Origin of the sequence: Moorena sp. SIOASIH, assembly GCF_010671925.1 — a bacterium.
Classification (GTDB): Bacteria; Cyanobacteriota; Cyanobacteriia; order Cyanobacteriales; family Coleofasciculaceae; genus Moorena.
In genome coordinates, this window is sequence record NZ_JAAHIH010000001.1 from 722877 (window position 1) to 748731 (window position 25855).

At 41.8% G+C, this 25855-nt stretch carries 17 protein-coding genes; 8 read left to right on the forward strand and 9 right to left on the reverse strand.

Annotated elements, in window-relative coordinates; genetic code table 11:
- The first annotated feature begins 175 nt into the window (after positions 1 to 175).
- Both F6J90_RS03245 and F6J90_RS03250 read left to right on the forward strand, forming a co-directional pair.
- The gene (locus F6J90_RS03245) at positions 176 to 1510 is read left to right on the forward strand and encodes a TldD/PmbA family protein (protein WP_293091078.1); all 1335 of its coding nucleotides are present in this window, start codon (positions 176 to 178) and stop codon (positions 1508 to 1510) included.
- A 403-nt stretch (positions 1511 to 1913) separates the two neighbouring features.
- Positions 1914 to 4541, forward strand: a complete 2628-nt coding sequence (locus F6J90_RS03250) for a chloride channel protein (RefSeq protein ID WP_293091079.1) — start codon at positions 1914 to 1916, stop codon at positions 4539 to 4541.
- Positions 4542 to 4849: 308 nt separating this feature from the next.
- Here the strand turns inward: F6J90_RS03250 and F6J90_RS03255 are convergent, their stop codons facing one another.
- From F6J90_RS03255 to F6J90_RS03270, 4 genes are all read right to left on the reverse strand, one after another.
- Positions 4850 to 6217 carry an aspartate aminotransferase family protein gene (locus F6J90_RS03255; RefSeq protein WP_293091080.1) on the reverse strand — a complete coding sequence of 456 codons (1368 nt, stop codon included), beginning with the start codon at positions 6215 to 6217 and terminating at the stop codon, positions 4850 to 4852.
- Between the two features lie 19 nt (positions 6218 to 6236).
- The gene (locus F6J90_RS03260; protein ID WP_293091081.1) at positions 6237 to 6962 is read right to left on the reverse strand and encodes a class I SAM-dependent methyltransferase; all 726 of its coding nucleotides are present in this window, start codon (positions 6960 to 6962) and stop codon (positions 6237 to 6239) included.
- 62 nt (positions 6963 to 7024) lie between these two features.
- Positions 7025 to 7561, reverse strand: coding sequence for a hypothetical protein (locus F6J90_RS03265; RefSeq protein WP_293091082.1), 537 nt, complete (start codon positions 7559 to 7561; stop codon positions 7025 to 7027).
- A gap of 731 nt (positions 7562 to 8292) precedes the next feature.
- Positions 8293 to 8445 (reverse strand): hypothetical protein, encoded by a 153-nt coding sequence (locus tag F6J90_RS03270; protein WP_293091083.1) that lies wholly within the window; start codon positions 8443 to 8445, stop codon positions 8293 to 8295.
- 186 nt (positions 8446 to 8631) lie between these two features.
- Between F6J90_RS03270 and F6J90_RS03275 the strand changes: the two genes are divergently transcribed.
- Both F6J90_RS03275 and F6J90_RS03280 read left to right on the forward strand, forming a co-directional pair.
- Positions 8632 to 9042: a hypothetical protein gene (locus tag F6J90_RS03275; protein WP_293091084.1), complete on the forward strand. Its 411-nt coding sequence runs from the start codon at positions 8632 to 8634 to the stop codon at positions 9040 to 9042.
- Positions 9043 to 9172: 130 nt separating this feature from the next.
- Positions 9173 to 10027 (forward strand): Rpn family recombination-promoting nuclease/putative transposase, encoded by an 855-nt coding sequence (locus F6J90_RS03280; RefSeq protein ID WP_293091085.1) that lies wholly within the window; start codon positions 9173 to 9175, stop codon positions 10025 to 10027.
- A 133-nt stretch (positions 10028 to 10160) separates the two neighbouring features.
- Here the strand turns inward: F6J90_RS03280 and F6J90_RS03285 are convergent, their stop codons facing one another.
- The 3 genes from F6J90_RS03285 to F6J90_RS03295 form a co-directional block, all read right to left on the reverse strand.
- Positions 10161 to 13127, reverse strand: coding sequence for a HEAT repeat domain-containing protein (locus tag F6J90_RS03285; RefSeq protein WP_293091086.1), 2967 nt, complete (start codon positions 13125 to 13127; stop codon positions 10161 to 10163).
- Between the two features lie 281 nt (positions 13128 to 13408).
- Entirely contained in the window at positions 13409 to 16831 is a 3423-nt protein-coding gene (locus F6J90_RS03290; protein ID WP_293091087.1) for a HEAT repeat domain-containing protein, read from the reverse strand.
- A gap of 72 nt (positions 16832 to 16903) precedes the next feature.
- Positions 16904 to 17458: a hypothetical protein gene (locus F6J90_RS03295; RefSeq protein ID WP_293091088.1), complete on the reverse strand. Its 555-nt coding sequence runs from the start codon at positions 17456 to 17458 to the stop codon at positions 16904 to 16906.
- Between the two features lie 183 nt (positions 17459 to 17641).
- Between F6J90_RS03295 and F6J90_RS03300 the strand changes: the two genes are divergently transcribed.
- On the forward strand, positions 17642 to 18478 hold the full coding sequence (locus F6J90_RS03300; RefSeq protein WP_293091089.1) for a Uma2 family endonuclease: 837 nt from the start codon (positions 17642 to 17644) through the stop codon (positions 18476 to 18478).
- Positions 18479 to 18739: 261 nt separating this feature from the next.
- Here the strand turns inward: F6J90_RS03300 and F6J90_RS03305 are convergent, their stop codons facing one another.
- Positions 18740 to 19594, reverse strand: coding sequence for a DUF2993 domain-containing protein (locus F6J90_RS03305; protein ID WP_366513673.1), 855 nt, complete (start codon positions 19592 to 19594; stop codon positions 18740 to 18742).
- 174 nt (positions 19595 to 19768) lie between these two features.
- Here F6J90_RS03305 and F6J90_RS03310 point away from each other — a divergent pair, with 174 nt between their 5' ends.
- Both F6J90_RS03310 and F6J90_RS03315 read left to right on the forward strand, forming a co-directional pair.
- Positions 19769 to 19960 carry a hypothetical protein gene (locus F6J90_RS03310; protein WP_293091090.1) on the forward strand — a complete coding sequence of 64 codons (192 nt, stop codon included), beginning with the start codon at positions 19769 to 19771 and terminating at the stop codon, positions 19958 to 19960.
- A 527-nt stretch (positions 19961 to 20487) separates the two neighbouring features.
- Positions 20488 to 20898: a hypothetical protein gene (locus F6J90_RS03315; RefSeq protein ID WP_293091091.1), complete on the forward strand. Its 411-nt coding sequence runs from the start codon at positions 20488 to 20490 to the stop codon at positions 20896 to 20898.
- A 1072-nt stretch (positions 20899 to 21970) separates the two neighbouring features.
- On the opposite strand, the gene F6J90_RS03320 is transcribed toward F6J90_RS03315, so the two are convergent.
- A complete protein-coding gene (locus F6J90_RS03320; protein ID WP_293091092.1) occupies positions 21971 to 23302 on the reverse strand; it encodes an AAA-like domain-containing protein in 1332 nt (443 codons plus the stop codon).
- 618 nt (positions 23303 to 23920) lie between these two features.
- Between F6J90_RS03320 and F6J90_RS03325 the strand changes: the two genes are divergently transcribed.
- Entirely contained in the window at positions 23921 to 25789 is a 1869-nt protein-coding gene (locus F6J90_RS03325) for an adenylate/guanylate cyclase domain-containing protein (RefSeq protein ID WP_293091093.1), read from the forward strand.
- Positions 25790 to 25855 lie beyond the last annotated feature (66 nt).

Genomic DNA, 25855 nt, shown 5'->3' on the forward strand with positions numbered 1-25855 from the left:
TATATCTATATAGATTCTTCGACGTTTTGGAGGGGTGCAAATTAATGCAATATTGGTAGATGATCACCTACCTAAGCTGTTGGGCATTTAAGTTGGATATTCCCTGTTCCCTGTTCCCTGTTCCCTGTTCCCTGTTCCCTGTTCCCTGTTCCCTGTTCCCTACTCCCTTTGCAATATGAGTGCTGAAACTATACCGCAAGAGCTGCAAGCTGAACAACTGTTAGACTTAGCAGCTAAATCAGGAGCGACTAGTGCAGAGGTTTATCAGTCGCGGACGCTTTCTCGTCCTGTGTTTTTTGAAGCTAATCGGCTCAAACAAATCGAAAGTAGTCAATCGGAAGGGACAGCGCTACGGTTATGGCGAGACGGACGTCCGGGACTAGCAGTGGGCTATGGAGCAGTGGCAGCCCAAGATTTAGTAGACCGGGCAATGGCCATGACTGGACTCAATGAACCGGAATCCATAGAACTGGCTGATGGTCCTAGCGCTAACTATCCCGACTCACCAGAAACTATACCGATAGAAGAACTAGTAGCAATCGGCTCGGATGCGATCGCATTAATGCGCGATGCCTACCCAGAAGTGTTGTGTAGCGCTGAGTCGGAATGGGAGTCAGAAACGACTAGCCTAATTAACTCTGAAGGATTACATTGCTCTTACACTGACACAACCCTCAGTTATTTCCTTGGGGTAGAATGGGTCAGGGGTGAAGACTTTTTAAGTGTCGGTGATGGTACACAAATTCGATTAAGCCCATCTTCAAGCAAGGAAACCCTAAACACCAACAAAGTCCTAGACCAAATCTTACAACGCCTCAACTGGGCAACGGAAAATGTCTCTACTCCCAGTGGTCGTGTGCCAATTTTGTTGACCTGTAAAGCAGCGGATTTGCTATGGGGCACTGTGGAAGCAGCTTTAAATGGAAAACGGGTACTTGAAAAAGCCACCCCCTGGAGTGATAGTCTAGGTCAGGTGGTTACCTCAAAAAACCTGACCCTGTTTCAACAACCCAATCCTGAATTTCCCTACAGTTGCCCCTTTGATGATGAAGGCACCCCTACCCAATCCCTAGTATTTATCAGTGAAGGGCAATTGCAACAGTTTTTTTGCGATCGCACTACCGGTCGCTTACTGGGAACTGGTACAACTGGCAATGGATTTCGCCCTAGCCTAGGCAGCTACCCAACCCCTGATCTAGTCAACTTACTGATTAAACCAGGCCAAGGGTCACTCAATGACTTAATTCGACAATTAGACCAAGGATTAGTCATAGACCAGATTCTTGGCGGTAGTGCTGGCATCTCCGGTGACTTTTCCGTCAATGTTGAGTTAGGGTATCGAGTGCAACAAGGAAAGATTATTGGTAGAGTCAAAGACACCATGGTAGCTGGGAATGTCTACAATACCCTTAAGCAATTAGTACTACTGGGTGATGATGCTGACTGGCAGGATAGCATCTACACACCCTCTCTAATTGTGGAAGGACTATCGGTAACCTCTAGTCATTAGTGCGTCAGATACATTTAACCCGGTAATTCCCGGCAGATGCTGGAATCCGTGTATAGCACGTCAATTAACAATTGACGAGGAGGTATCTCTTTTGGCTTTGCAGGAAAATCCCAAAAGCGCTTTTGCTTACAGTCAATGCATTTACTACAGAACAACTTAAGTGTTGTTTGATACTTCAATGACTCTCAGCTCGATTATTGCTTCTGGAGTCTTTATCTGAGACTCCCAAATCTCAAGCTTCTGTGGCTGTTAAGGGAATTATACCAGATAAACTTGACGAAAAACCGGAAACTTCCCGCAGAATCATTGATTAGGACTTAACAGTTGTAACTACAGAAATTCTCCTGGTATTTACAAAGTACCTAGGAAGAATCAATAATGAAAATTAACCCATGATCAATCAATGATCAATCCCATTACCCAATGGCTGATCCCTAAAAGAAGTCTTGCCCTTGCCGAAGCCTGTCTGATTGGATTCGTCTCAGGACTCTCAGCAGTATTACTCAAACAAAGTATTGGCTGGTTAGGGAGTTGGCGACTTCAAGCGGCTCTAATCCTACCCCCTAGCTTTGCCCTACCCGCTTTTGGACTCTGCTTAGGATTACTGTGCGGATTCCTGATTGAGTTTGTAGCATCAGAAGCAACAGGTAGTGGCGTACCTCAGATCAAAGGTGCCCTTGCTCGGTTTCCTATCGCGATGAATTTACGGGTGGCTGCGGTCAAGTTGGTCAGTACTATCCTATCTCTGGCGGCGGGAATGACCATGGGACGGCAAGGCCCAACCGTTCATATTGGGGCAGCTTTGGCAGCTCAATTGACTCGCTGGGTACCCACCTCTCCTGATCACCGACGTCAAATGATTGCTGCTGGGGCTGGGGCTGGATTAGCCGCTGGGTTTAATGCTCCCCTGGCTAGTGTAGCCTTTATCTTTGAGGAACTGTTACCAGATTTATCTAGTATAACTCTGGGTAGTGCTATTCTAGCATCCTTTATTGGTGCGGTGGTTTCCCGGCTCTTGGGTGGAGGTACCCTAGAGCTGAATCGGGAACTAAGCAATTTTTCCAGCACCTTTTCCGCTCTTGAGATTCCCTTCTATTTATTGTTGGGGGTGTTGGCTGGATTGCTAGCAGCTTTGTTTAATCAGGGAATTCTCTCCAGTCTGAATTTTTACGACCGCCTCAAGCTCAGCTTACCATTGCGGATTGGTATAGCTGGGATGCTTGGTGGGTGTATTGTAGCACTGCTACCGGATGAGTTCCATAACAACAGTGGTTTGCGGGAGTTGTTGCTCACTGGTCATGTCGGCTGGGAATTTACTTGCCTCGCTTTTGTAATCTACTTCTTACTAACCATAATTGCCTATGGTTCTGGAGCACCAGGGGGGTTATTTCATCCTTCCCTAGTTTTGGGTTCCGCATTAGGCTATTTAGTTGGCATCGGTGAGTATCACCTGCTCGGATTAGGTTCTCCGATTACCTACGCCTTGGCAGGGATGGGAGCATTTTTTAGTGCCGTTTCTAAGGTACCCATCACCGCCATTGTGATCGTGTTTGAGATGACAACGGACTTTAATTTAGTCCTACCGTTAATGATCACCTGTGTGGTTTCCTACCTAGTTGCCGATCAATTAGCCAAAGGGTCTCTCTATCAACGTTTGTTGGATAGGAAAGGCTACAGCTTGCCTAAAGTAAAGGTGGACAAAAGAACTTTAGCTGGTTTGAAAGCATCTGACATCATGCAGCGCCGGGTAGAAACCCTAGGGAGTCAGATGACTTTAGATCAAGCCATTCAGACCTTTAGTAACTCTAGTCATCGGGGCTTTCCAGTAGTTGCTCACGGTAAATTGGTCGGGATAATTACTCAAGAAGATATTGCCAAGAACCGAGACCGACTGCCAGGGAATACCCCTATCAAAGAGGTGATGACTCCACAACCGATAACAGTTAGACACAATGACACCTTAAGCCACGTTCTATACATTCTTAATCGTTATCACCTCAATCGCTTACCTGTTCTAGAAAACAGGAAGTTAGTTGGAATCATTACCTTTAGTGATATTATTCGTGCTGAAGCTAACCAACTTAGTGGGGAAAAAGAGCAACTAGGACCAAGTCCTGATCCCTCCTATGGCGTGTATTATACTCGCGCTCCAGCTACCGGCAGTGGACGGATGTTGGTTCCCCTAGCTAATCCCCAATCAGCACCAGTATTGTTGGAAATAGCTACTGCTATTGGCCGCGATCGCGACTATGAACTTGAGTGTTTGCAGGTAATACCTATCTCCCGCAGCAATAGTCCTGCTCAGACAGCAGTTGATACTACTAAAAGTCGCAGATTGCTAAGGCAAGCGGAAAGGCTAGGGCGACGGTGGGAAATGCCAGTTCACACCCAAATCCGGATATCCCACGATACCGCTCAAGCAATTCTAGAAACTATTAAACAACGACATATTAATCTGATTTTGATGGGATGGAAAGGAGGACCATCTAATAGTCCTAATCAGATTTTTGGTAATATTATTGATACCTTGATTCGACAAGCTCCCTGTGATTTAGTCTTGCTGAAATTACCCCAAGGCAAGGAAGTAGTAGATCATGTTAAATCTGCTAAGTACGGTTCACTAGCTAAGACCTGGAAGCGTTGGTTAATCCCCATTGCTGGTGGACCCAACTCTAGCCGTGCCCTACAATTAATTCCGATACTAGCAACCCTTGCTAAAGCAGAGCAAATCGTAGTAGCTCAGGTTTTTAACCCTCAAGCTGGGGAACCTGTAATGACTAGCTTAGAAAAAGCTACCTATTTCCTCCAACAGCAAGTCAAAGGTATTTGTGATGTGCTACCAATTGCGATCCGTTCCTATTCTGTTTCTGAGGCTTTGATTCGTTTAGTAAATGCTCAAAAGTATGATGTAGTCGTGATCGGAGCTAGTCGAGAGGGATTATTGCAGCAGGTGATTAATGGGAATATTCCCGAAGCGATCGCACGGGGTGTAGATAGTACTGTGATTTTGGTTAGGGAAGCGCTTCATTAATTAGGGAGTCGGGAACAGGGAACAGGGAACAGTGGTAAGTATTCAGCTATCAGCTTATGCGCTACGCGCACGCTACGCGAACAGCTATCAGCAGGAAATAGCTGCAAGTAGCCTCTAATATTATCACAAATTGGGATTGAGTTTTATAGCAATTCTAAATATAGAATGAACAATCTTGCTGATTTATCATAACATCAAAAACTCTTGGGATTTCTTTTATACTACTCCCTATTACCTGCTTCGATGCTCCCTAAAACCCAGAACGAAAGTACTTCAACGAATTTGAAATCGCTGTGACAACTGCTGTCTTATTCTTCATAAAAATTCAAAGCAAAATCCAAAACTTGAATAATAAAATCAACATCTGCTTTTGTAATACAAAGGGGTGGTTTAATACGTATAACATTACGATGTAAACCACCTTTACCAATGAGTAGTCCTAAATTTTTGGATAGTTCATGAATTTGGGCAACCAGCTCAGAGTTTGGCTCTTTTGTTTGACGATTTTTAACTAAATCAACACCAATCATTAGTCCGCAACCACGAACATCACCAATACATTCATGGGTTTCTTGTAAATGCTGAATAGATTTGAGTAAATAATCCCCAACTATGGCACAATTTTGTTGTATATTGTCCCTTTCAATTGTCTCTAAAACTGCTTTACCTGCTGCACAAGAAACAGGGTTACCCGCAAATGTATTAAAGTGGAGCTTTTGAGTAAATGCTTGGGCAATTTCCGGTGTTGTCACCACAGCAGCAAGAGGTACTCCATTACCAATACCCTTAGCTAAGGTGACAATATCAGGTTTGACATCGTGAAGTTCAAAACCCCAAAAAGCTTTACCCGTTCTACAAAATCCAGTTTGTACTTCATCCGCAATAAATAATCCATCTGCTTGATGAACATAATCATAGACTTTTTTGAGGTAGCCATCTGGATAAACAATTGTTCCCCCTACTCCTTGAATAGACTCTGCAATAAAACCAGCAATCTTGCCAGAGGTTGCATATTGAATTAGATTCTTAACTTCATTTGCATATTTATCAGCAACATTATTTTCATGGTTATTCCAAGCACCTCTGTAAACATCGGCATTCATAGCATGATGAATACCAAAATTATGAGGAGTATGATATTTCCAAGTACTATGAGATGTTAATCCCATGGAATTACCACTCATACCATGATATCCATTCTGGAGGGTAATGATATCAAAATTTTCCGTATAAACCCTCGCCATCAGCATTGCTAAATCATTCGCTTCTGAACCCGAATTAACAAAATAAACCATTGATAAATGATCGGGCATTTTATCTACTAACATTTTGCTATATTGAGAAATAGTGGGGTGTAGATAAAGTGTCGTCGCGTGTTGCAATTTTGCTGATTGTTCTTGTACAGCTTTAACCACATGAGGATGGCAATGACCCACACTGATTGTCGCAATTCCAGCAAAACCATCTAAATAGCGTTTTCCCGTTTCATCGAACACATATTGCATCGAACCCTCAACAATCATGAGCGGTTGCTGATAGTAAGTGTCAACCACTGGGTTCACATATTGTTGTCTTAAATCAATAACTTGTTGTTTTGAAAGTCCTACATAAGGATGGGGATGATAATCGTATGGGGGAATAGAGGGTCTATCCTGGGAAAGTTTTTTATTCTGCATGATTATAGAAAGATCAGCTTTAAATTTTTCGGTAGATGAAATATGTTTCAGCTTTGATACTTTCTTCTACAAAGTTGGCTTGACTAAGCATCGTTGTTGTAGTTTGATAGCTGATTAATCTTAGTTTTAGTTTTTGTTCTGCCAATAATTTTTCATTTTGATAGAAAAGATAATCGAGAATCGTATAACGTTCATCTTCGTTTCCTTCAGTATGAGCAATTCTCTTATGAACAATTCCATTTTCCAATTCTACCAAGTTATCACCATAGGCATTAGATGAACTAATAATCAATAGACCGTCTGGTTTGAGATGTTTTGCAACCCGATCAAAACTTTTTTGAATCTCCGTTAAACCTAAAATATGGCTGGCGAGCATTGTTTCAACTTGATCGTTAACAAATGTCCAAGCACCCCCACGGGAATACACAACATCGAACTGTTTACCCAGATCAAGTTCGGAGACATTTTGACAATGTAAATCAACTGTTTTTCCTAATTTATTCTCCGCCTGTTCTAATAGAGATTCACTGGTATCAATTCCAGTAATTTTGTAAGCGGGTTGAATTTGCAGTAAATGTTCTACAACTATACCCGTACCTATCCCTATATCTAAGATATCTCTAGCCTCTCCTATGAGTTTAGCAAGTTCAGTGGCAATTTTATGGTAGTTCCTATTCTTTTGAACAAAATCATCATAAAATTGGGCAAGTTTATGATATTGGTCGTTCATATATTGGTCGCTCATATATTAAATTAATACTCTTGAATATTTATTTTGTAAAAGTTCTATTGTTTGTCTTATATTCATCAATTCAATTCTTTCGTCCATCGATTAAATTTATTTTTAGTAGGTGTATGAATATAACCATATTTCTTTGCCAAAAATTTCGCGCCCGCTTCTGTGCCCATTTCGGTAATTATTTTTTCAAAGCCCGCATTTTTAGTGACTTCATGTACTTTATCAATAATAGCACTCATTATCTCATGGCGGAATTTTGGATATAATTCAATTGTAAACATCCATCCTAGATCGCAGTCTTCTTTACCTTCTGGTTTATAAGATGGAATTACAAAAAATGCACCCAAGATATTTTCACATAAATCTAGTGCGATAATATGCACTAAACCTTCTTGATAAGGGTCGGTAATATTTTTGAAAGTATGTTCTGCTGGACGAGTCCTCAAAAAGTTGTCATTAAAGTTTGAATCTCCAAAAACTCGATATAAAATGGCTTTTATCTCTTTCCAGCGATTGAGAATATATTGATGATCGACAACTTCTATTGTATAGTCTCTTTTTTGTTTATTTAAATCAAGTTGTTTGTTAGTTTTTTCTAATTTCATCTAGTTTTTATTCCTGATAATTAACTTTGTCAACAACATCAAATAACGTGACTTCAATGAACCTCTCCCCAACCGCTCCTAAAAACTTGAACAAAACTAAATTTGTTTAACAACGTTATACCTCTTCAAGACCCATGTCAACTAGTGCTACCTACTTGCGGGGAGGATTCTCGCTTCCGGTCTGGAAGGGAATATAAGACGAAATAGTTTTCTACAATCCCCCAGTAACTTCAGGGGTGTCGATTTCTATTGTCTATCCTCTACTATAAATCGAGCGTATCTGATTAGGTAAAAGTTAAACTCCTATCCAATAATACCTTTTATATTTTGCAATCAAAAATAATATTATTTAAGTTTTGTGTAGCTTTTGTTATACCAAATCCTGGCAATAAATCAGGCATAAGCTCAAGATGAGTTAATTTAAATTAATAGGATATCGCTTCAATATTAGCTTTTAAACCCCGAATGTTGTATAAAACATATCATCTAAATTTGTGTAAGTATTCAGCTCTCAGCTATCAGCTCTCAGCTATCAGCTTAAGCGCTACGCGCACGCTTGGCCTTTGGCCACGCTTCGCGAACGCGAACAGCTCTCAGCTCTCAGCTTTTGAATAAGCGATGCAGCAAGGGAACAGGGGGTTTCCCCCACTCGCTATTGCATCAAGACAACAAGTAAGCATTGGTTTAATCTGAGTGAAGTCCCAGCGTAGAAGCCTGTGCCAAAAAGCACCTCAAGTAGCGTGAGCCTTTAGCTCACGGCTGTTCGCGTAGCGTGGCCTACGGCCAACGGCTGACGGCTGAATGCTTACAAATTTGTTTTTTTTACAGGGTAAATTTATAATTATGTGTTCCAAATTCCAGCTATTAGCTAAACCAGTAACCATTCTAACCCTTGAATTGTAACTAATTATTACACATTTTACAAATTGCCTTGACTTTTTTTGGTTTTAGGTTGACAATAAAGTTACCCAATGATTATACTATAATCATGAAAAAAAAGCCGCGCTTTCTGCCGACCAAGCGCCAAGCGCGGCTTTCTACCCAATTACAATTGAGGTAATTCTATAATAATGCGAAAAAAACGATTTGTTTATCTTCCCATCGATTACCACGAAGCGATAGAGCGTCTTGAGCAGCTTGCACAGCTTGCCCAGAGGGAGTCTCAGGAGGAAAATTGCTATCCCTACCCCATCACCGAGCGCGAGCAAATCCTAATCCGACTGTACAGTTACTGGGAATTGGGCATGACACCGCAACGGTTCTACCAGAAGTGGGACTTGACGAGGGAAGATATGGCCTTGATCTGCTCCTGTTCCGTTCAAACCGTTAACGGCTGGTTTAACACCAGTCGTCGCTGTTACCCTCCCACTGCTGGTCACTTGCGCCATCTGGCCATTATGGATTTTTTATTGGAGGATTTTGAGACAATTCCGAAACCGTTATTGGAGCGATTGTTCTCGAAGGGAGAATTAAGCATGTAGAACTTAGAATTTAGAATGAAGAATGAAGAAGGCAGAATTCTAAATTCTTCATTCTAAATTTCCAACTATAACTTCTAACTTCTAACTTCTAACTTCTAACTTCTAACTTCTAACTTCTAACTTCTAAACTATGGTTTTCCCCTTACCCGATAAATACATTGACCTGCTCACGGATTTCGGTTTTAAGCGCGTCTTTGGCACTGAGCCCAACAAGGCACTGTTGATCGATTTCTTGAATACGCTGTTGCCTCCCCACCATCAGATTCAGGATGTCACTATTAAGAATCCCGAGTTTTTGGGTAACACTTTAGTGGATAGAAGAGCGATTTTCGATATTTATTGTCAGAGCACAACCGGTGAACGCTTCATTGTGGAAATGCAAAAGGCAAAACAAAATTTCTTCAAAGACCGGAGTGTTTACTATTCCACTTTCCCCATCCAAGAACAGGCGCAACAGGGAGATTGGAATTATAAGCTAAAGGCAGTCTACACCGTTGGTATTTTAGATTTCATTTTTAATGACCATAAGCAGGATTCAGAACTGTTGCATGTGGTAGAGCTAAAAAATCAGCGGTGTGAAGTGTTCTACGATAAGTTGAAATTCATCTATGTCGAGCTACCGAAATTTACTAAATCTGTTGATCAACTAGAAACCCATTTTGACAAGTGGTTATTTTTATTCAGGCATCTTGCCCAATGTAATGCTCCCCCTGAACCCTTGCAAGAGGATGTGTTTGCTCAGCTGTTTGAAGTAGCTGAGATTGCCAACTTTTCCTCCGAGGAGCAAGGCCTGTATCAGGATAGCCTCAAAGTCTACCGGGATATGTATAGTGTTAATCAAACCTTGATTCAAGAAAGTCTCGAACAAGGTAGACAACAAGGTATAGAACAGGTTGCTAAACAGATGAAGGCAGCAGGATTACCCCTGAAGGATATTGCTCAGTATACGGGGTTGAGTGTGGATGAGATTAATCGGTTGTCGTAAGAATGGAGAATTAAGAATTAAGAATGTAGAATGTAGAATGTAGGGAGAATGCATAATAATTACAAATTATAACTTCTAAATTAGAAATTTGCAATTCCCAATTCTCAATTCTCAATTCTTAATTCTTAATTCACTATTCTAATTGCTCCTGAGCAAACTCCCGCAGTTCAGGATCCGAGTCATGCTCTGCTCTATCCTGCAATAAGAATCGGGTTTGGGAATGGTTAGGATAATATTCGAGGATGGCCTTAAGGGCTACTTGTCGAGGATTGTCTATTATCCAGTTTTGCTTACGTTCAAAGCGGTCATGGAGAGTGCGATCGCATAAAAATTTAAATAACCAAGGCTGATCCTGCCAACCTTGAGCTAACTGTTCAATTGCTGTACCTCGCACAGTCAAATTTTTATCAGAGCGAGCCGATTGTTGAAGTAGGGCTAAGGTATCTCGGTGGTCTTTGTAACCTTGAGCTAACTTTTCAATTACTCTACATCGCACATACCAATCTTTATCAGAGCGAGCGGATTCTTGAAATAAGGCTAAGGTATCTGGGTGGTCTGGCCAACCTTGAGCTAACTGTCCAATTGCTGTAACTCGCACATCCAAATCAGTATCAGAGCGAGCCGATGCTTGAAGTAGAGCTAAGGTATCTTGATGGTCTTGGTAACCTTGAGCTAACTGTTCAATTGCTTTACCTCGCACATTCCAATCAGGATCAGAGCGAGCCCATTCTTGAAGTAGGGCTAAGGTATCTGGGTGGTCTTTGTAACCTTGAGCTAACTGTTCAATTGCTTTACCTCGCACCGACAAATCAGGATCAGATCGAGCCCATTTTTGAAGTAGGGCTAAGGTATCTCCATGGTCTTGCCAATGGGTTGCTACTGCTACAACAGCTTTAGCGCGAATATCACTATCACTGAATCTTTTTCTATTTTGATCATAATGAATTAAGTCTTTGACCCGATTCAGTAATCGAGTATCCGTTAATTTAATCTCATAGCGATTCCTAACCTCAGACAAACAATTCGCTGCCAGAAATAAATTATTAAACTTATATCCTTCTCCATCTTGTGCCATCAAATAATCAATAATCTCGCCAGCTTTCTTAGAATCAATCATTCCTACAATCAACCTCAGCACTTCATGCCAAGATTCATCCCGCCAGTGCTGACCAAATACTTCATTTTTCAACTGTTCTAGGTCAATCTCCTGTTTTTTCTCAAATTTCCTGACAAATTCCCAGGCACAGAAATATTCCAAAAATGTCCGATGCACAAAGGCGTAATAATCGGCTCCCATGAAACACAAGATAAAATTGCGGGTGCGCAACTGATTAATCATTACCTTAGCAACGGTTCTCGGGTCATTAATTTCCCGTAATTTAAGCTCCTTTTTGATAATTGTTTCTAAATCCTCGCCACTAATCAGATTTCCCGCTAATCCGGCTTGATTGCCCTGCATGAAATCTGCTACTTTTCCTAGCATCTGTTGCTTATCTTGATAATCAATAGTCTTCGGGTCAACACGATTATCTTCTAGTAATGCTCGTTCTACATCCCATTGATGGAGCAGTAATCGAGACGATTGGTTATAGAGTTCAGAGCGGTCACGAGGCAATTCTTGATTGCGATTCAGGATTGCCATCATGGTTAGTAATAGGGGATTTTGCGCCAGTTGTCGAATCGGGGAGGATGTCTCAATTGCGTTTTGTAAGCGCTCCCGTTTCCTAACTTTATCCCCTTGATCAGTAAAGGTTAACTCATGCCACTGCTCGATAAAGGTTTGAATTTGTTCTGAGTCCAAGTCTTGGAGCATAACATGACGAAATTCAGCATCCCGTAGCCGTTGGGGTTTATAACCAATTACCCGAGATGTTACAATTACTCGTACCTTAGGATACTTATTCGTAAAGCGATGAATATCCGTAATTACATCCTCTCGTTTCCCTGGCTCAAACACTTCATCCAAGCCATCAAACATCACTAATGCCTTACCATCTTTTAACTGCTGATCAAGGTGATGTTGATTCAGATGACATATCGCTCCACTGCTTTGATGGCAGAATTCCAAGAAACTATTACACTGTCCGTTATCGCGATTCCGGATATAAGTGCGTAATTCAATCAGTAACGGAATCCGTAGAGAAGGTTCAGTAGTTAGATCGGTTCTTGCCCAATTTAATGCTAAATATTGCAGCAAGGTAGATTTACCAGAGCCTGGGTCTCCTAAAACCACCAAATACCGATAGTCTTGAGAGTCCTTAATCACATCCAATACGGATTTTATCGGCTGTTGATAATAATCCTTTTTAGCTCGTTGCAACTCCTTTTGGTCAATTTCCTGATCTAGTTGACCACTCTCTCGCAGTTTTTGATAATAATCCTTAGGCAGTTCATGAATCGCCTCTGGCATCAAGTCATGAACCTCTCGCACATTTTGAGGGATAAATATTTTCCATAGTTTTAGTTCATTATAGGCACAGCCACTGGTATCTAAACTATCTAATTTGACATTACCGTAGCTCTCTAGGAGTGCTTCTTGATATTCCCTTAAGTCAAAATCTGGGGTAATTCCTGGTTTAGTGTTTTCTGCGATCGCTTCCAAAGTTTGGGAATCTTGGATAGGCCGTAAATCATCGGATTCCTGAATAATCGTTCTTACTTCCTTGAGATACCGTTTACCAATATAGTGCCAATCAAATCCTTCCGGTAATGCTAATAAGTCAAGCTCAATCCAAGTCTTATCTAATTTTTCGGTATCTATTCGTTTACAGCCATACTTAAAGGCACTGCCCAGGATAGCTTTAATGGATTTATGTTTAATATATTGCTTGAGGGGTTTAGTATACTGTTTTACGTCTTGCTTAGATAAATCAGCATCTTCCAACTCTTCTTCCACTAAAGCCACGAATTCTTTTAAGGCTTTACCGAAGAGTTTTTTCTGGGTAGTTTGATCCGATAGTCCGGTATACTCTTTGATAGACTCTTTGAAAAACTCTTTAGTGTAGTCTTCTAGAGCGCCTTTGGCCAACGGACCAATTACTTCTTTGGCCAGATAGCCACCGGCACTATAAATTCCCCAAACTGCTAACCAATCCAGCATCTTATTGGTAGTTGTTTTTTGCTTTATCTATCATTATAGACGAAAGGCAATCAGTTTGACCTGATGGTGCGTTACGGGACGGACTGTCTCAACACTGGCTACGCATAACATGAGGGCGAGCCCGGTGCATCTCAATGCATGCTATTTGACGCGGTGGTGCGTTACGGGCAGCAACCTAACACTTGCTATGGCTTGCGTCTTGGCGAGCCCGTCCCTAACACACCCTACGCCTTAATTTTAAATTCTAAATTCTAAATTCTAAATTCTTCATTCTAAATTCTTCATTCTAAATTCTCCTTAGCAAACTTCCGCAGTTCAGGATCGGGGTCATGCTTTGCTCTATCCTGTAATAAGGATCGGGTTTCGGAATGCTTAGGATAATATTCCAGGATGGCATTAAGAGCTACTTGTCGAGGATTGTCATCCCAGTCTTCCTTACCCTCAAAGGGTTCATGGAGAGTGCCATCCCATAAAAATTCAAATAACCAAGGCTGGTCTTTCCAACCTTGAGCTAAATGTTTAATTGCTGTACATCGCACATCCGAATCAGTATCACAGCGAGCCGATTCTTGAAGTAGGGCCAAGGTATCTTGGTGGTCTTGGTAACCTTTAGCTAACTGTTCAATTGCTGTAACTCGCACCTGCCAATCAGTATCACAGCGAGCCCATTGTTGAAGTAGGGCTAAGGTATCTTGGTGGTCTTGGTAACCTTTAGCTAACTGTTCAATTGCTGTAACTCGCACACTCGAATCAGTATCAGAGCGAGCCCATCGTTGAAGTAGGGCTAAGGTATCTGGGTGGTCTTTGTAAGCTTTAGCTAACTGTTTAATTGCTGTAACTCGTACCCACGAATCAGTATCAGAATCAGAGCAAGCCCATTGTTGAAGTAGGGCTAAGGTATCTCGGTGGTCTTTGTAAGCTTTAGCTAACTGTTGAATTGCTGTAATTCGTACCCACGAATCATAATCAGAGCGAGCCCATTGTTGAATTAGGGCTAAGGTATCTTGGTGGTCTTTGTAAGCTTTAGCTAACTGTTCAATTGCTTTACATCGGACATCCGAATCAGTATTAGACCGAGCCAATTCTTGAAGTATGGCTAAGGTATCTTGGTGGTCTTTGTAACCTTTAGCTAACTGTTCAATTGCTCTAACTCGCACCTGCCAATCAGTATCACAGCGAGCCAATTCTTGAAGTAAGGCTAAGGTATCTCGGTGGTCTTTGTAAGCTTTAACTAACTGTTCAATTGCTGTAGCTCGCACCCACGAATCAGTATCAGAGCGAGCCAATTCTTGAAGTATGTCTAAGGTATCTATGTGGTCTTTGTAAGCTTTAACTAACTCTTCAATTGCTCTAACTCGCACCTCCGAATCAGTATCACAGCGAGCCGATTGTTCAAGTAGGGCTAAGGTATATTGGTGGTCTTTGTAACCTTGAGCTAACTGTTCAATTGCTCTAACTCGCACCTCCGAATCAGTATCACAGCGAGCCGATTGTTTAAGTATGGCTAAGGTCTCTTTGTGGTCTTTGTAACCTTGAACTAACTGTTCAATTGCTCTACATCGCACCCACAAATCAGTATCAGAGCGAGCCAATTCTTGAAGTAGGGCTAAGGTATCTGGGTGGTCTTTGTAACCTTTAGCTAACTGTTCAATTGCTGTAGCTCGCACCCACAAATCAGTATCAGAGCGAGCCAATTTTTTAAGTAGGGCTAAGGTATCTGGGTGGTCTTTGCAACTTTTAGCTAACTGTTCAATTGCTCTAACTCGCACCCACAAATCAGTATCAGAGCGAGCCAATTTTTTAAGTAGGGCTAAGGTATCTCGGTGGTCTTGCCAATGGGTGGCTACTGCTACAACAGCTTTAGTGCGAAGATCACGGACTAAGTTGGCCTCATCTCTATACTTTTTATCAGTATAATTTAGATCATAATGAATTAAGTCTTTGACGCGATTCAGTAATCCAATATTCGTTGATTTAATCTCATACCGATTCCTAACCTCAGATAAACAATCCCCTGCCAGAAATAAATTCTTAAACTCATCCTCTACTCCACCTTGTGCCATCAAATACTCAATAATCTCTCCACCTTTCTTAGAATCAATCATGCCCACAATCAACTGCAGCGCTTCATGCCAATATTCATCTCGCCAGTGCTTACCAAATACCTCAGTTTTCAACTGTGCTAGGGAAATCTCCTGCTTTTTCTCAAATTTCCTGACAAATTCCCGAGCACAGAAATATTCCAAAAATGTCCGATGCACAAAAGCGTAGTAATCTGCTCCCATTAAACAAAAGATAAAATTGCGGGTACACAACTGATTAATCATTACCTTAGCAACAGCTTTAGGATTAGTAATCTCCCGTAATTTCAGCTCCTCTTTGATAATTCTTTCTAAATCTTCCCCACTAATCAGATTTCCCGCTAATCCGGCTTGATTACCCTGCATGAAATCTGCCACTTTTCCCAATATCTGTTGCTTATCTTGATAATCAATCGTCTTTGGGTCAACAGGATTATCTTCTAGTAATGCTAGTTCCACATCCCATTGATGGAGCAGTAAGCGAGAAGATTGGTTATAGAGTTCAGAGCGGTCACGAGGCAATTCTTGATTGTGGTTCAGGATTGCCATCATCGTTAGTAATAGGGGATTTTGCGCCAGTTGTCGAATCCGAGAGCATGTCTTAATGGCTTTTTGTAAGCGCTCCTGTTTCCTAACTTTATCGGCTTGATCAGTATAGGTTAACTCATGCCACTGCTCGATAAACGTTTGAATTTGTTCCGACTCCAAGTCTTGGAGCATAACATGACGAAATTCAGCATCCCGTAGCCGTTGGGGTTTATAACCAATTACCCGAGATGTCACAATTACTCTTACCTTAGGATACTTATTCGTAAAGCGATGAATATCAGTAATCACATCTTCTCGTTTCCCTGGCTCAAACACTTCATCCAAGCCATCAAACATCACTAATACTTTACCAGCCTTTAACTGATCATCAAGTTTATTTTGATTCAGATGACATATCGCTCCACTACTTTGATGGCAGAATTCCAAGAAATTCTGACACTGTCCACTATCGCGATTCCGGATATAAGTGGGTAAGTCAATCAGTAACGGAATCCGTAGAGAACGTTCAGTAGTTAGATCGGTTCTTGCCCACTCCAATGCTAAATACTGGAGCAACGTAGATTTACCAGAGCCTGGGTCTCCTAAAACCACCAAATAGCGATAGCCTTGAGAGTTCTTGATCACATCCAATATGGATTGAATTGGCTGTTGATAATAAACCTCTTTAGCTCGTTTCAACTCCTCTTGGTCAATTTTCTGATCTAGTTGACCACTCTCTCGAAGTTTTCGATAATCATCCTTAGGCAGTTCATGAATCGCCTCTGGCATCAAGTCATGAACCTCTCGCACATTTTGGGGGATAAATATATTCCAGAGTTTTAGTTCATTATAAGCACAGCCACTAGTATCAAAACTATCCAATTTGACATTACCGTAGCTCTCTAGGAGTGCTTCCTGATATTTCCTTAAGTCAACATCTGGGGTAATTTCTGGTTTAGTGTTTTCTGCGATCGCTTCCAAGGTTTGGGAATCTCGGATAGGCCGTAACTTATCGGATTCCCGAATAATATTTTTTACTTTATTATTGTTCTTCTTTTTTACTTTCTTAAGATAGTTTTTACCAATATAGTACATAGTGCCAATCAAATCCTTCCGGTAATTCTAATAAGTCAAGCTCAATCTAAGTCTTCGCTAATATATCGGTATCTATTCCTTGGCCGTTGGCCACGCTACGCGAACACAGCCATACTTTAACGCACTGCCCAGGATAGCTTTAATGGATTTATGTCTAATAAACTGCTTGAGAGGTTTACTATACTGTTTTAATTCTTGCTTAGATAAATCAGCATCTTCCAATTCTTCTTCCACTAAAGCCATAAATTCTTTTAAGGCTTTACCCAAGAGTTTTTTCTGGATATTTTGATCCGATAGTCCGGTATACTCTTTGATAGACTCTTTGAAAAAATCTTTCGTGTAGTCTTCTAGAGCTTCTTTGGCCAAGGGACTAATCACATCTTTGGCGAGATAGCCACCAGAACTATACATTCCCCAAACTGCTAACCAATCCAGCATGATATTGGTAGTGTTTTTTGGTTCATCTATCATTATAGAGCAAAGGGAGTAGGGAGTAGGGAGTAGGGAGTAGGGAACAGCGGATCTGGGAGTCGGGAATCGGGAGTCGGGAATCGGGAATCGGGAGTCGGGAATCGGGAGTCGGGAATCGGGAGTCGGAACAGCGTTTTTCATAAGTATGAGGTACACAGGATTTTTTTCCTGTTCCCTGATCCGAAGTTCCCTGATCCGAAGTTTCCTGTTCCCTACTCCCTACTCCCTACTCCCTACTCCCTACTCCCTACTGGCTGACAGCTGACGGCATTAGGCTAAATGCTTAGCAACAGTTGCTAAAATCAAAGTCATGAGTCGGACAAAAATTGAGGTAATCTCATGTCTGTTGCCAAACCCTTATTTGAGCAGGTTATTCTCCCTCATCCGGCCAAAGAAACCCTGCCCACCATGTATGATTTACCCAGTGAAGATCCGGAGGAACCGGGTTTGCCTGACGAATGTCATCTTTGGCAACCACAACTGTGTAGTGAAACATTTCGCCCTCCCAATTATGACAGCGAAAGGGTGTTTGTCGCCAGTGACTTAAATTTATATTATGACCCCAACCATACCGCTTGGTACAAACGACCGGATTGGTTTGCCGTAGTAGGGATTTCCCGATTCTACCAGGGACGAGAGCTGAGAATGAGTTATGTGATCTGGCAAGAAGAAGTCAGACCAATTGTGGCGATAGAGTTTCTCTCTGCCAGTACCAAGGATCAAGACCTCGGTTACAGCGAACGAACGGGAGAACCACCGACGAAATGGGAAGTGTACGAGCAGATTTTAGCAATTCCCTACTATATCACCTTTGAGCGAGTCACCAACGAATTAAAAATCTTTCACTTAGATGGCGGCAGCTATCAACTCCAAACCATAGACAATTCCCAATTTTGGATCCCTGAGTTGCAATTGGGTATAGGGCTATGGCTTGGGCAATATCGGGGATTGAATCGGTTGTGGCTACGTTGGTATGATCAAGATGGGAATTGGATTGCCACTAACGCAGAACGAACCGAACTCGAACGCCAACGAGCTGAACAGGAACGGCAACGAGCCGAACAAGAACGGCAACGAGCTGAACAAGAACGTCAACAGAAGGAACTGGCTCAACAACGAGCTCAACAACTAGCAGAACGGTTACGACAGATGGGTATTAATCCCGATGAAATTTAACCCCTGTCTGAGTTTTTCTGTAAGCTAATGCGCTACAGATGGTGCTAGTTGAGGTGCTATCAGCTATCAGCTATCAGCTATCAGCTATCAGCTATCAGCTATCAGCTATCAGCTATCAGTTTATGCGCTACTTGAGTGGCTATTGGCCTTTGGCCACGCTACGCGAACAGCTTATGCGCTACGCGCACCGCTGACTGCTGACCGCTGACTGCTGACCGCTGACTGCTGACCGCTGACCGCTGACCGCTGACCGCTGACCGCTCAAGGATTATTCGGGATGTGATCGATTTGGGCGTAGCCACTGAAAACTAGCTTTTTCCCTTGGGTCTCTAGACGATTGATGCGCATAGTCACACCATCCAGGTTGAAGCGGTCTAGATCCACCATGTTGTTCAAGATCTCATCCAGGGCTACTGTCAAGGTTTTAGATATCTCTTGTAACGACTCTGGTATTTCATTAGCTTGAAACTGGGAGTCCTTAAACAAAATCCGCCGTCGCCGCTCTACTCCGATAGTAGATGTCATGCTAATCGGTACTATGCCGTAATTGGGTAGGTCAGCCTTAGCATATAACCGTAGACCATTGTTCGGTTGCAGCTGCACTTGCACCTCAGTAAAGGAAACCGGAGCACCACCAGATAGTGCGGTTAACCCTGGTGTAGAAAGGTTTTCCAGCCGCTTTCTGACTAGTTGTGCTTTAAAGGATTGGTTGATGTCAACTTCAGTAAGAATAACTTGAGCGATCGCTTGAGTAGGTTGTTTCAGAGAAATCTTACCCTGAAGCACTGAGCTGAAGTCCAGAGAGACAGCATCGGTTTCAAAGGACATCTCCTCTGTCCGGAATTCCCGACGAATCACTAAACCACGACCACTCATTTTGAAACTATCGATGCTACCTTGTAGCAATTTGCTAGAGGGAAAGCAGCGCACAGAAACATCTACCGATTCGCTTGTGGTAAACAGGTGGCGAATGGTCTTGCTGGCAACAGTATTGAGCAGTTGTTCACCCCAGTCGGTGCCAGAATTATTTGTACCGGTGAAGCCACCTAACATAACCATCTTGCATCCTGCGAGAGTTACTTCTACATTTGTAACAAAATGTGAAGAACTCAGCAATCGATCCTAGGGATGAAGGTTATTTGGTTATTCCCCATTGACATCCAGTCTCAGATAGGTTACTGGGTTATTCACCTTTGGCATCCACTTTAGGGTAGGTTATTTGGTTGGTTATCGGTTAATCAGCTGTAGTATCTCAAAGGTTTTAGCTCCAGAGGTCTCGGTTGTGGGGCTTTGGTTGTAGGGCTAAAGGGGTCAGAAGCCAGTCTCAACCTTTATAGCATTTGTCATAGTTATCAGATCCATTCAATTTTCTTATCCCGTCTTGATGCAGTCGCTAAATACAACAAACCTACCCCTGTCAACTGCTCCCTACTCCCTGCTCCCTGCTCCCTGTTCCCATTAACCCAGGGCGTAAGTACCTGACCAAATTGAGAACTACTTTATAATCCTTGACCTAATTGTTTACTTTCGTAAAATGTAGCTTAATATAATTAAGGCTTTATAATACTTGTAAAGGTTAGTCAAGAGCAAAAATTAACCTAAAGTTGCGGTCTGTAACGTAATTAATGGCATTGGAATGAGTATCACCGATTCTCATATACCGATTACCCCTTACTAAACTCAGTTACAGCAAAGACTCCAGGTCAATACAGCAACCAGAGCTTTTTTTGTTCTGCTACTTTGTCAGCACCCCGCTCGCCCATAGACGAGGCCATAACACCAATAGTTAATCCCACACCTCCGCAAGCGGGTATAGCACTACGCATTAAAGTTAGGACATTGATACAAGCTCAAAAGCTGTTGTAGTCAACTTTTGCCTCTTGCCCGCCCCCCTTACTAAGGGGGGTTAGGGGGGATTCCTCTTGCCTTGAGCGTAGCGCTATAAGACCTAGGGCTAATCTTGCCCGAATAGCTAAAAAACTCGGTTAAAAACTTCTAGGTATACGATTATGAGCGATAGCACTGTGAGCGATAGCACTGCAATCAATGAAAACACTACCGCAGTTCAGCTAGCAGAAGCTCCAGAACAGGAAACCTCTGCCCTGGATACAATTACCCCTTTACCTGGAAACCGTCCCATTGCTCCTAGTGACCTTAATATTAGTGAAACACAAAGCATAATGGGACATCGACCAATTGATGCCAGTAATCTCCAGGTATTAGAAACGATGTCTGTAATGGGAGAGCGCCCCATTACCTCTAGCAACATTGAGGTACTCGGTATCATGAAGGTGTCTGGGGAGCGGCCAATTGCTGCTAGTAATCTTCATCTTGATGAAATAGAGTACATCATGGGCAAGCGTCCCATCGCCCCAAATGATATTGATGCTGATCCACAGCTGATGGGTTATTTAGATTAACAAAACTCGCGGAATTCCCCACCGTCTTTCACGGTGTTGAAGTTACCGTAAGGAGAGGGTCGCCTTTATGGTTAGGAGGCTTGGCTGAAAAGGGTTAAAACTTTTTGATTAAGGCTCCACTCTCTATCGGTTTCGTCTCTTGGATGGATAGCGAGACCATGGAGGCGCGCTTTCCGTTTGAAGAATTAAATTACGGGGTCGCGCCTCAACTTATGACGATTCGTGCTAAAATAGTATTGGTCGATGACCCGCCTGACTGACTAAAAGGCTACCTTAAAGGTGTAAAAGTACTAGCAGAGTTCAGGGAAGAGACTTGCCCCAGCTGGTCAGCTATCGCTGTAATTCCAAGGTAAGTCTGTCGTAAAGTTATACGTCGATAGAAGGCGGATGTCTGCCTGTGGACGCTGAGTAAGACCAATTCCAGCAGGGGGGCTTTCCAATGGCCGGGTTCCCCGGCCATTGGAAAGCTCATCTGGTTGAGGCGTCGGCGGACGCGCGCGGGAAGCCCAAAAGACGAATAAGACCGTCCCTGAATTGACCTGAGAGTCGGAAGCCCCAACCTCGGCAAAGCAGGTTGGGGTACTTCACATTCAATAATCCGTCGCTGTAGCGATCGCTCTGAGCAATTGTTTGTTCCAAAATTCCCCTTTTTCAAAACAGGGGAATTTTGCGCGTTTCTTAATAATGGAATGATTTGAATAGTTTTGTGGAACGCAATTTTTGAATTAAGAATTAAGAATTAAGAATTAAGAATTAAGAATTAAGAATTAAGAATTAAGAATTAAGAATTAAGAATTAAGAATTAAGAATTAAGAATTAAGAATTAAGAATTAAGAATTAAGAATTAAGAATTAAGAATTAAGAATTAAGAATTAAGAATTAAGAATTAAGAATTAAGAATTAAGAATTAAGAATTAAGAATTAAGAATTAAGAATTAAGAATTAAGAATTAAGAATTATGCATTCTGTATTCTGTATTCTGCATTCTACATTCTGCATTCTACATTCTGCATTCTTAATTCTAAATTCTACATTCTGACAGACAACCTTAAACCTTGGCCAAAAGGCCACGCTACGCGAACAACATGTGAAGGTGTTCTAAAAAATACTGACGATATAAATTACAACAGAGTGTGACTTGATTTCTGTGAACACTCACCAAACCCATACTCTGTAACTTATAGATACTGATTGGATCTAATTCAACTCCCCTATCTGCTGTAACCACGTGTTTAAGAGTAGTAGCTAAATCAGGATTTTCCCTGAGTACACTTAAGTGTTGCCGCAAATAGTCACTATAAATTCCCGTAGCAGTAGCTGCTTCAGCCAGTAATTGTTCTAGGCTAATATTCTGATAAGCCAAGTGATAGAGAGCAAGCTGGACTAATCCCGGATGTCCCCCCACCATATCCATCAGTTTCTCAGCAGCTTCACTATTTGACCAATGTAATCTATAAAGCTGCGCTAACTGCTGGATTTGCTGTTTGTTAAACTCGGGTAACTTAATCGGTAATCCCACATTAAACGGAGATTGGGAAGTTTCCAGAGCAACATAAATTTCTGTCGAGTAAACCACAACAACCCGCAGCTTTCGCCACACCGGTAGTTGTTTAGATTCCTCATGCCAAGAGCGCAATAAGGGTAAAAAATCTTTAGCAGTTTGGGTATGCTCAAACAGGTGATGAACTTCATCCATTGCCAAAACTAGGGGATGGTCTATTTTTTCTAGGATATGTTCTTGTAAGTAACTCATACAGCTGACCTTACTGCCTAGGTCTTTATCCCAATAGTCATCCAGTTGGTGGGGAAGCTGGAGTTGGTAACTGACGTTAACACATAACCAGCGCAATAGCCGGTCTAAATTGCTTAAAATGGCGGTTTCGGCTTGGTCAAAATTGAGGTATACTCTGCGATATTGTTTTTCTCTTGCCTGGTCTAATATTCGCAGCAGCAAAGAGGTTTTTCCTGTCTCTTTTGGTCCTGTAATCCGGAGCAAACTCCCAGGTTGCTGGATGGCTTGATAGCAAAGCTCTTCAATAGGAGGACGCTTTATATAAAGCTGAGATGGTAGGGGAAGTGCTCCACTGGGAAATTCAGCAATTTGACGTAGGCATTGACGGCGGTAATATTGCTCAATTATCTCTTGATAGTAGGGAGTAATCGGGGTTGTCTCCAGAGTGTTCCGGAAGTTGGTCTTGGTGATCGCTTTGCCAAAAATGTCTCCCAGTAATCGCCACAACTTATAGGCAGTCTTTCTGAGGTATTCAGGGCCATAGTGTGCTTCGATCGCCATATCGCTATAGGTTTTTCCTTCCCAGGCTTGGTGCAGTATCCATTCCTGAAGTGGAGTCAACTTGATTTTCTCAACACTTTTGAGGATGTCAAGTACCTGATCAATAGTCATCACTAACAGTTCCCCAATATCTCAAACGACACTTTAGCGGTTTCTAACAAGGCAGACAATTAATTTAGGTTGATTGAGTGATTAAACTGGCTACACTTGCTAATTGACAAATACATACTATTATGTATAGTGCTGACATGCCTATCAAATGGGTGTCTTGGGATAGTTGACAAATAACTTATTTAATGGTAATCATTGGTATTTAGGTAGATTTTCTAGGGAATTGGCGGTTAATTGAGTGGGTTAATTGGATAAATTTCCAGCAGATTGGGTCAATAGTGTAGCCAAATCGTAAAAGCAATTGGCTACATTTTTGTGTTGACGGTAGAGGGTACTATCGCCACAATGCTATATGTTGGTCCAAAAAATAGAGCTTGTCTGCTAAATACATAGGTCGAGATAAGTCGCTTGGTAGAAATATTGGTGGTTTACTGTTGATGGCTCACTGTTAGCACTCAACGGTAAACGGTCAAGGACTAATAGTTTAACGACTAATAGTTGATCTTTATTTACTACCATCAATTAATAAGCAGGCAAGTTTTTGGTGTGACTCTAAAAACTATGGAATGGCCAGGCATTAATTTAAATAATTAAATATAATTTTGCAGATAATTTTGTATGAAAAACCCCTTAATAATTATTTGTATTGATAATGAACCATCAGTTCTCAATAGCCTGAAAATATCTCTACGTAAGACTCTCGGCCAAGAATATATGATTGAAAATTTGGAAGGGAGTAAAGCGGTTGTAAACTTAGTGGAAGAGTTGCGCAATGATGAGTCTGAAGTTGCTTTAGTTTTGGGTGGTGCTGTTATCCCTGATTTAAAAGGGGATGACTTATTAAACATAGCTTATTTTTTCTCTAACCAAACTCTCAAAATTATGCTGACGGGTGATCTGGATTTGAAAGCTACAGCCAAGGCTATTCGGTATGCAAAGTTATATCGTTACCTAGGGAAGCCTTGTCCATCTGAAGACCTGAAATTGACAGTCATAGAAGCCATACATAGTTATCTTCTTGAGGAAACACTGAAGGAACAAAATCGCCAACTTCAGGAACTAAATCAGCACTTGGAAAAAATAATCTGTGATCAAGCAGCACAGATTTCAGAATATACTACAGCACCAGAACAAGCTAATCAAGAGTGGCAGCACCTGAGTGCTATAAACCGTCAACAAACTGTCCTAGTTGACGAACTGCTAGAGAACCAGTATCAATTGACCCAGTTTCTAGAAAGGATGCCCGTGGGTGTGGCTGTTTTTAATGATAAGGGGATACTAGAATTCCTCAATTATAAGGCGCGGCAGTTATTAGGCAAGGGAGTCGTGCCATTAACTACAGCTGACCAAATGCCAGAGGTTTATCAACTTTATGTTGCCGGAACCAATCAGCTATACTTTGCTGAAAAATTAGTTGCTGTAAAGGCATTAAAAGGTGAAAACGCCACCCTGGATGATCTTGAAATCCACCAAGGAGACAAAATTATCCCTATAGAAAGTTGGGGAACACCTATCTTTAATGAATTGGGCAACATTGCCTATGCTATCGTAGCCTTTCACGATATCACCCAACGCAAAAAAGCAGAAGCAGAACACCTACGCTTGATCCAGGAATTCTCGCAAGTCAATCAAGCTTATGAAAGCTTTGTCCCCCATCAGTTTCTCCAGTTATTGAACAAACCAAGCATTGTCGATGTCCAATTAGGGGATCATGTTCAGCAAGAGATGTCGGTGCTATTTTCCGATATTCGCTCCTTTAGCACCCTATCGGAAAGTATGACACCCGAGGAAAATTTTGAATTTATCAATACCTATCTTTCTCGTATGGAATCTGCCATCACTGGAAATCATGGCTTTATTGATAAATACATGGGGGATGGTATTATGGCTCTGTTTAACGAAAGTGCTAATCATGCGGTCAACGCCGGAATTGCTATGCTCAAATCCCTAGCTGACTATAATCAATCTCGGCGAAGCTCAGGACACCCAGCCATCACCGTTGGGATTGGCATCAATACTGGTTCGTTGATGCTAGGAGCAGTGGGAGGAAAAAATCGGATGGATAGCACTGTCATCAGCGATGGGGTCAATTTAGCGTCTCGTTTAGAAGAATTAACCAAACGTTATGGGGTGCCGTTATTAATCACTCACCATACTTATTGGAAGTTAGATAATCCCTTAGCGTATGCCATTCGCTTGATTGATCGGGTACCAGTCAAGGGCAAATCCGAAATGGTGACAGTTTATGAAATCTTTGATGCCGATGAACCGCAACTGCGAGAGGGTAAGTTAATTACTCGCAGCAAATTTGAACAAGCCTTGGTACTTTATAATCTCCGTTATTTCTCCAAGGCATCAGTTCTGTTTCAGGAATGTCTACGCTTGAATCCAGGAGATAGTGTAGCACAAATTTATCTTGGACAATGTCAACTTCATACTCGCCTCTCTGGAGTGACTAAAATCAAGCAACACTTAAAATATAGTTGACAAAATTTTGATTTTGATTTATCTTTGATAGCTAACAATACACTGTCGTTTTTGAGTCTGGGCTTG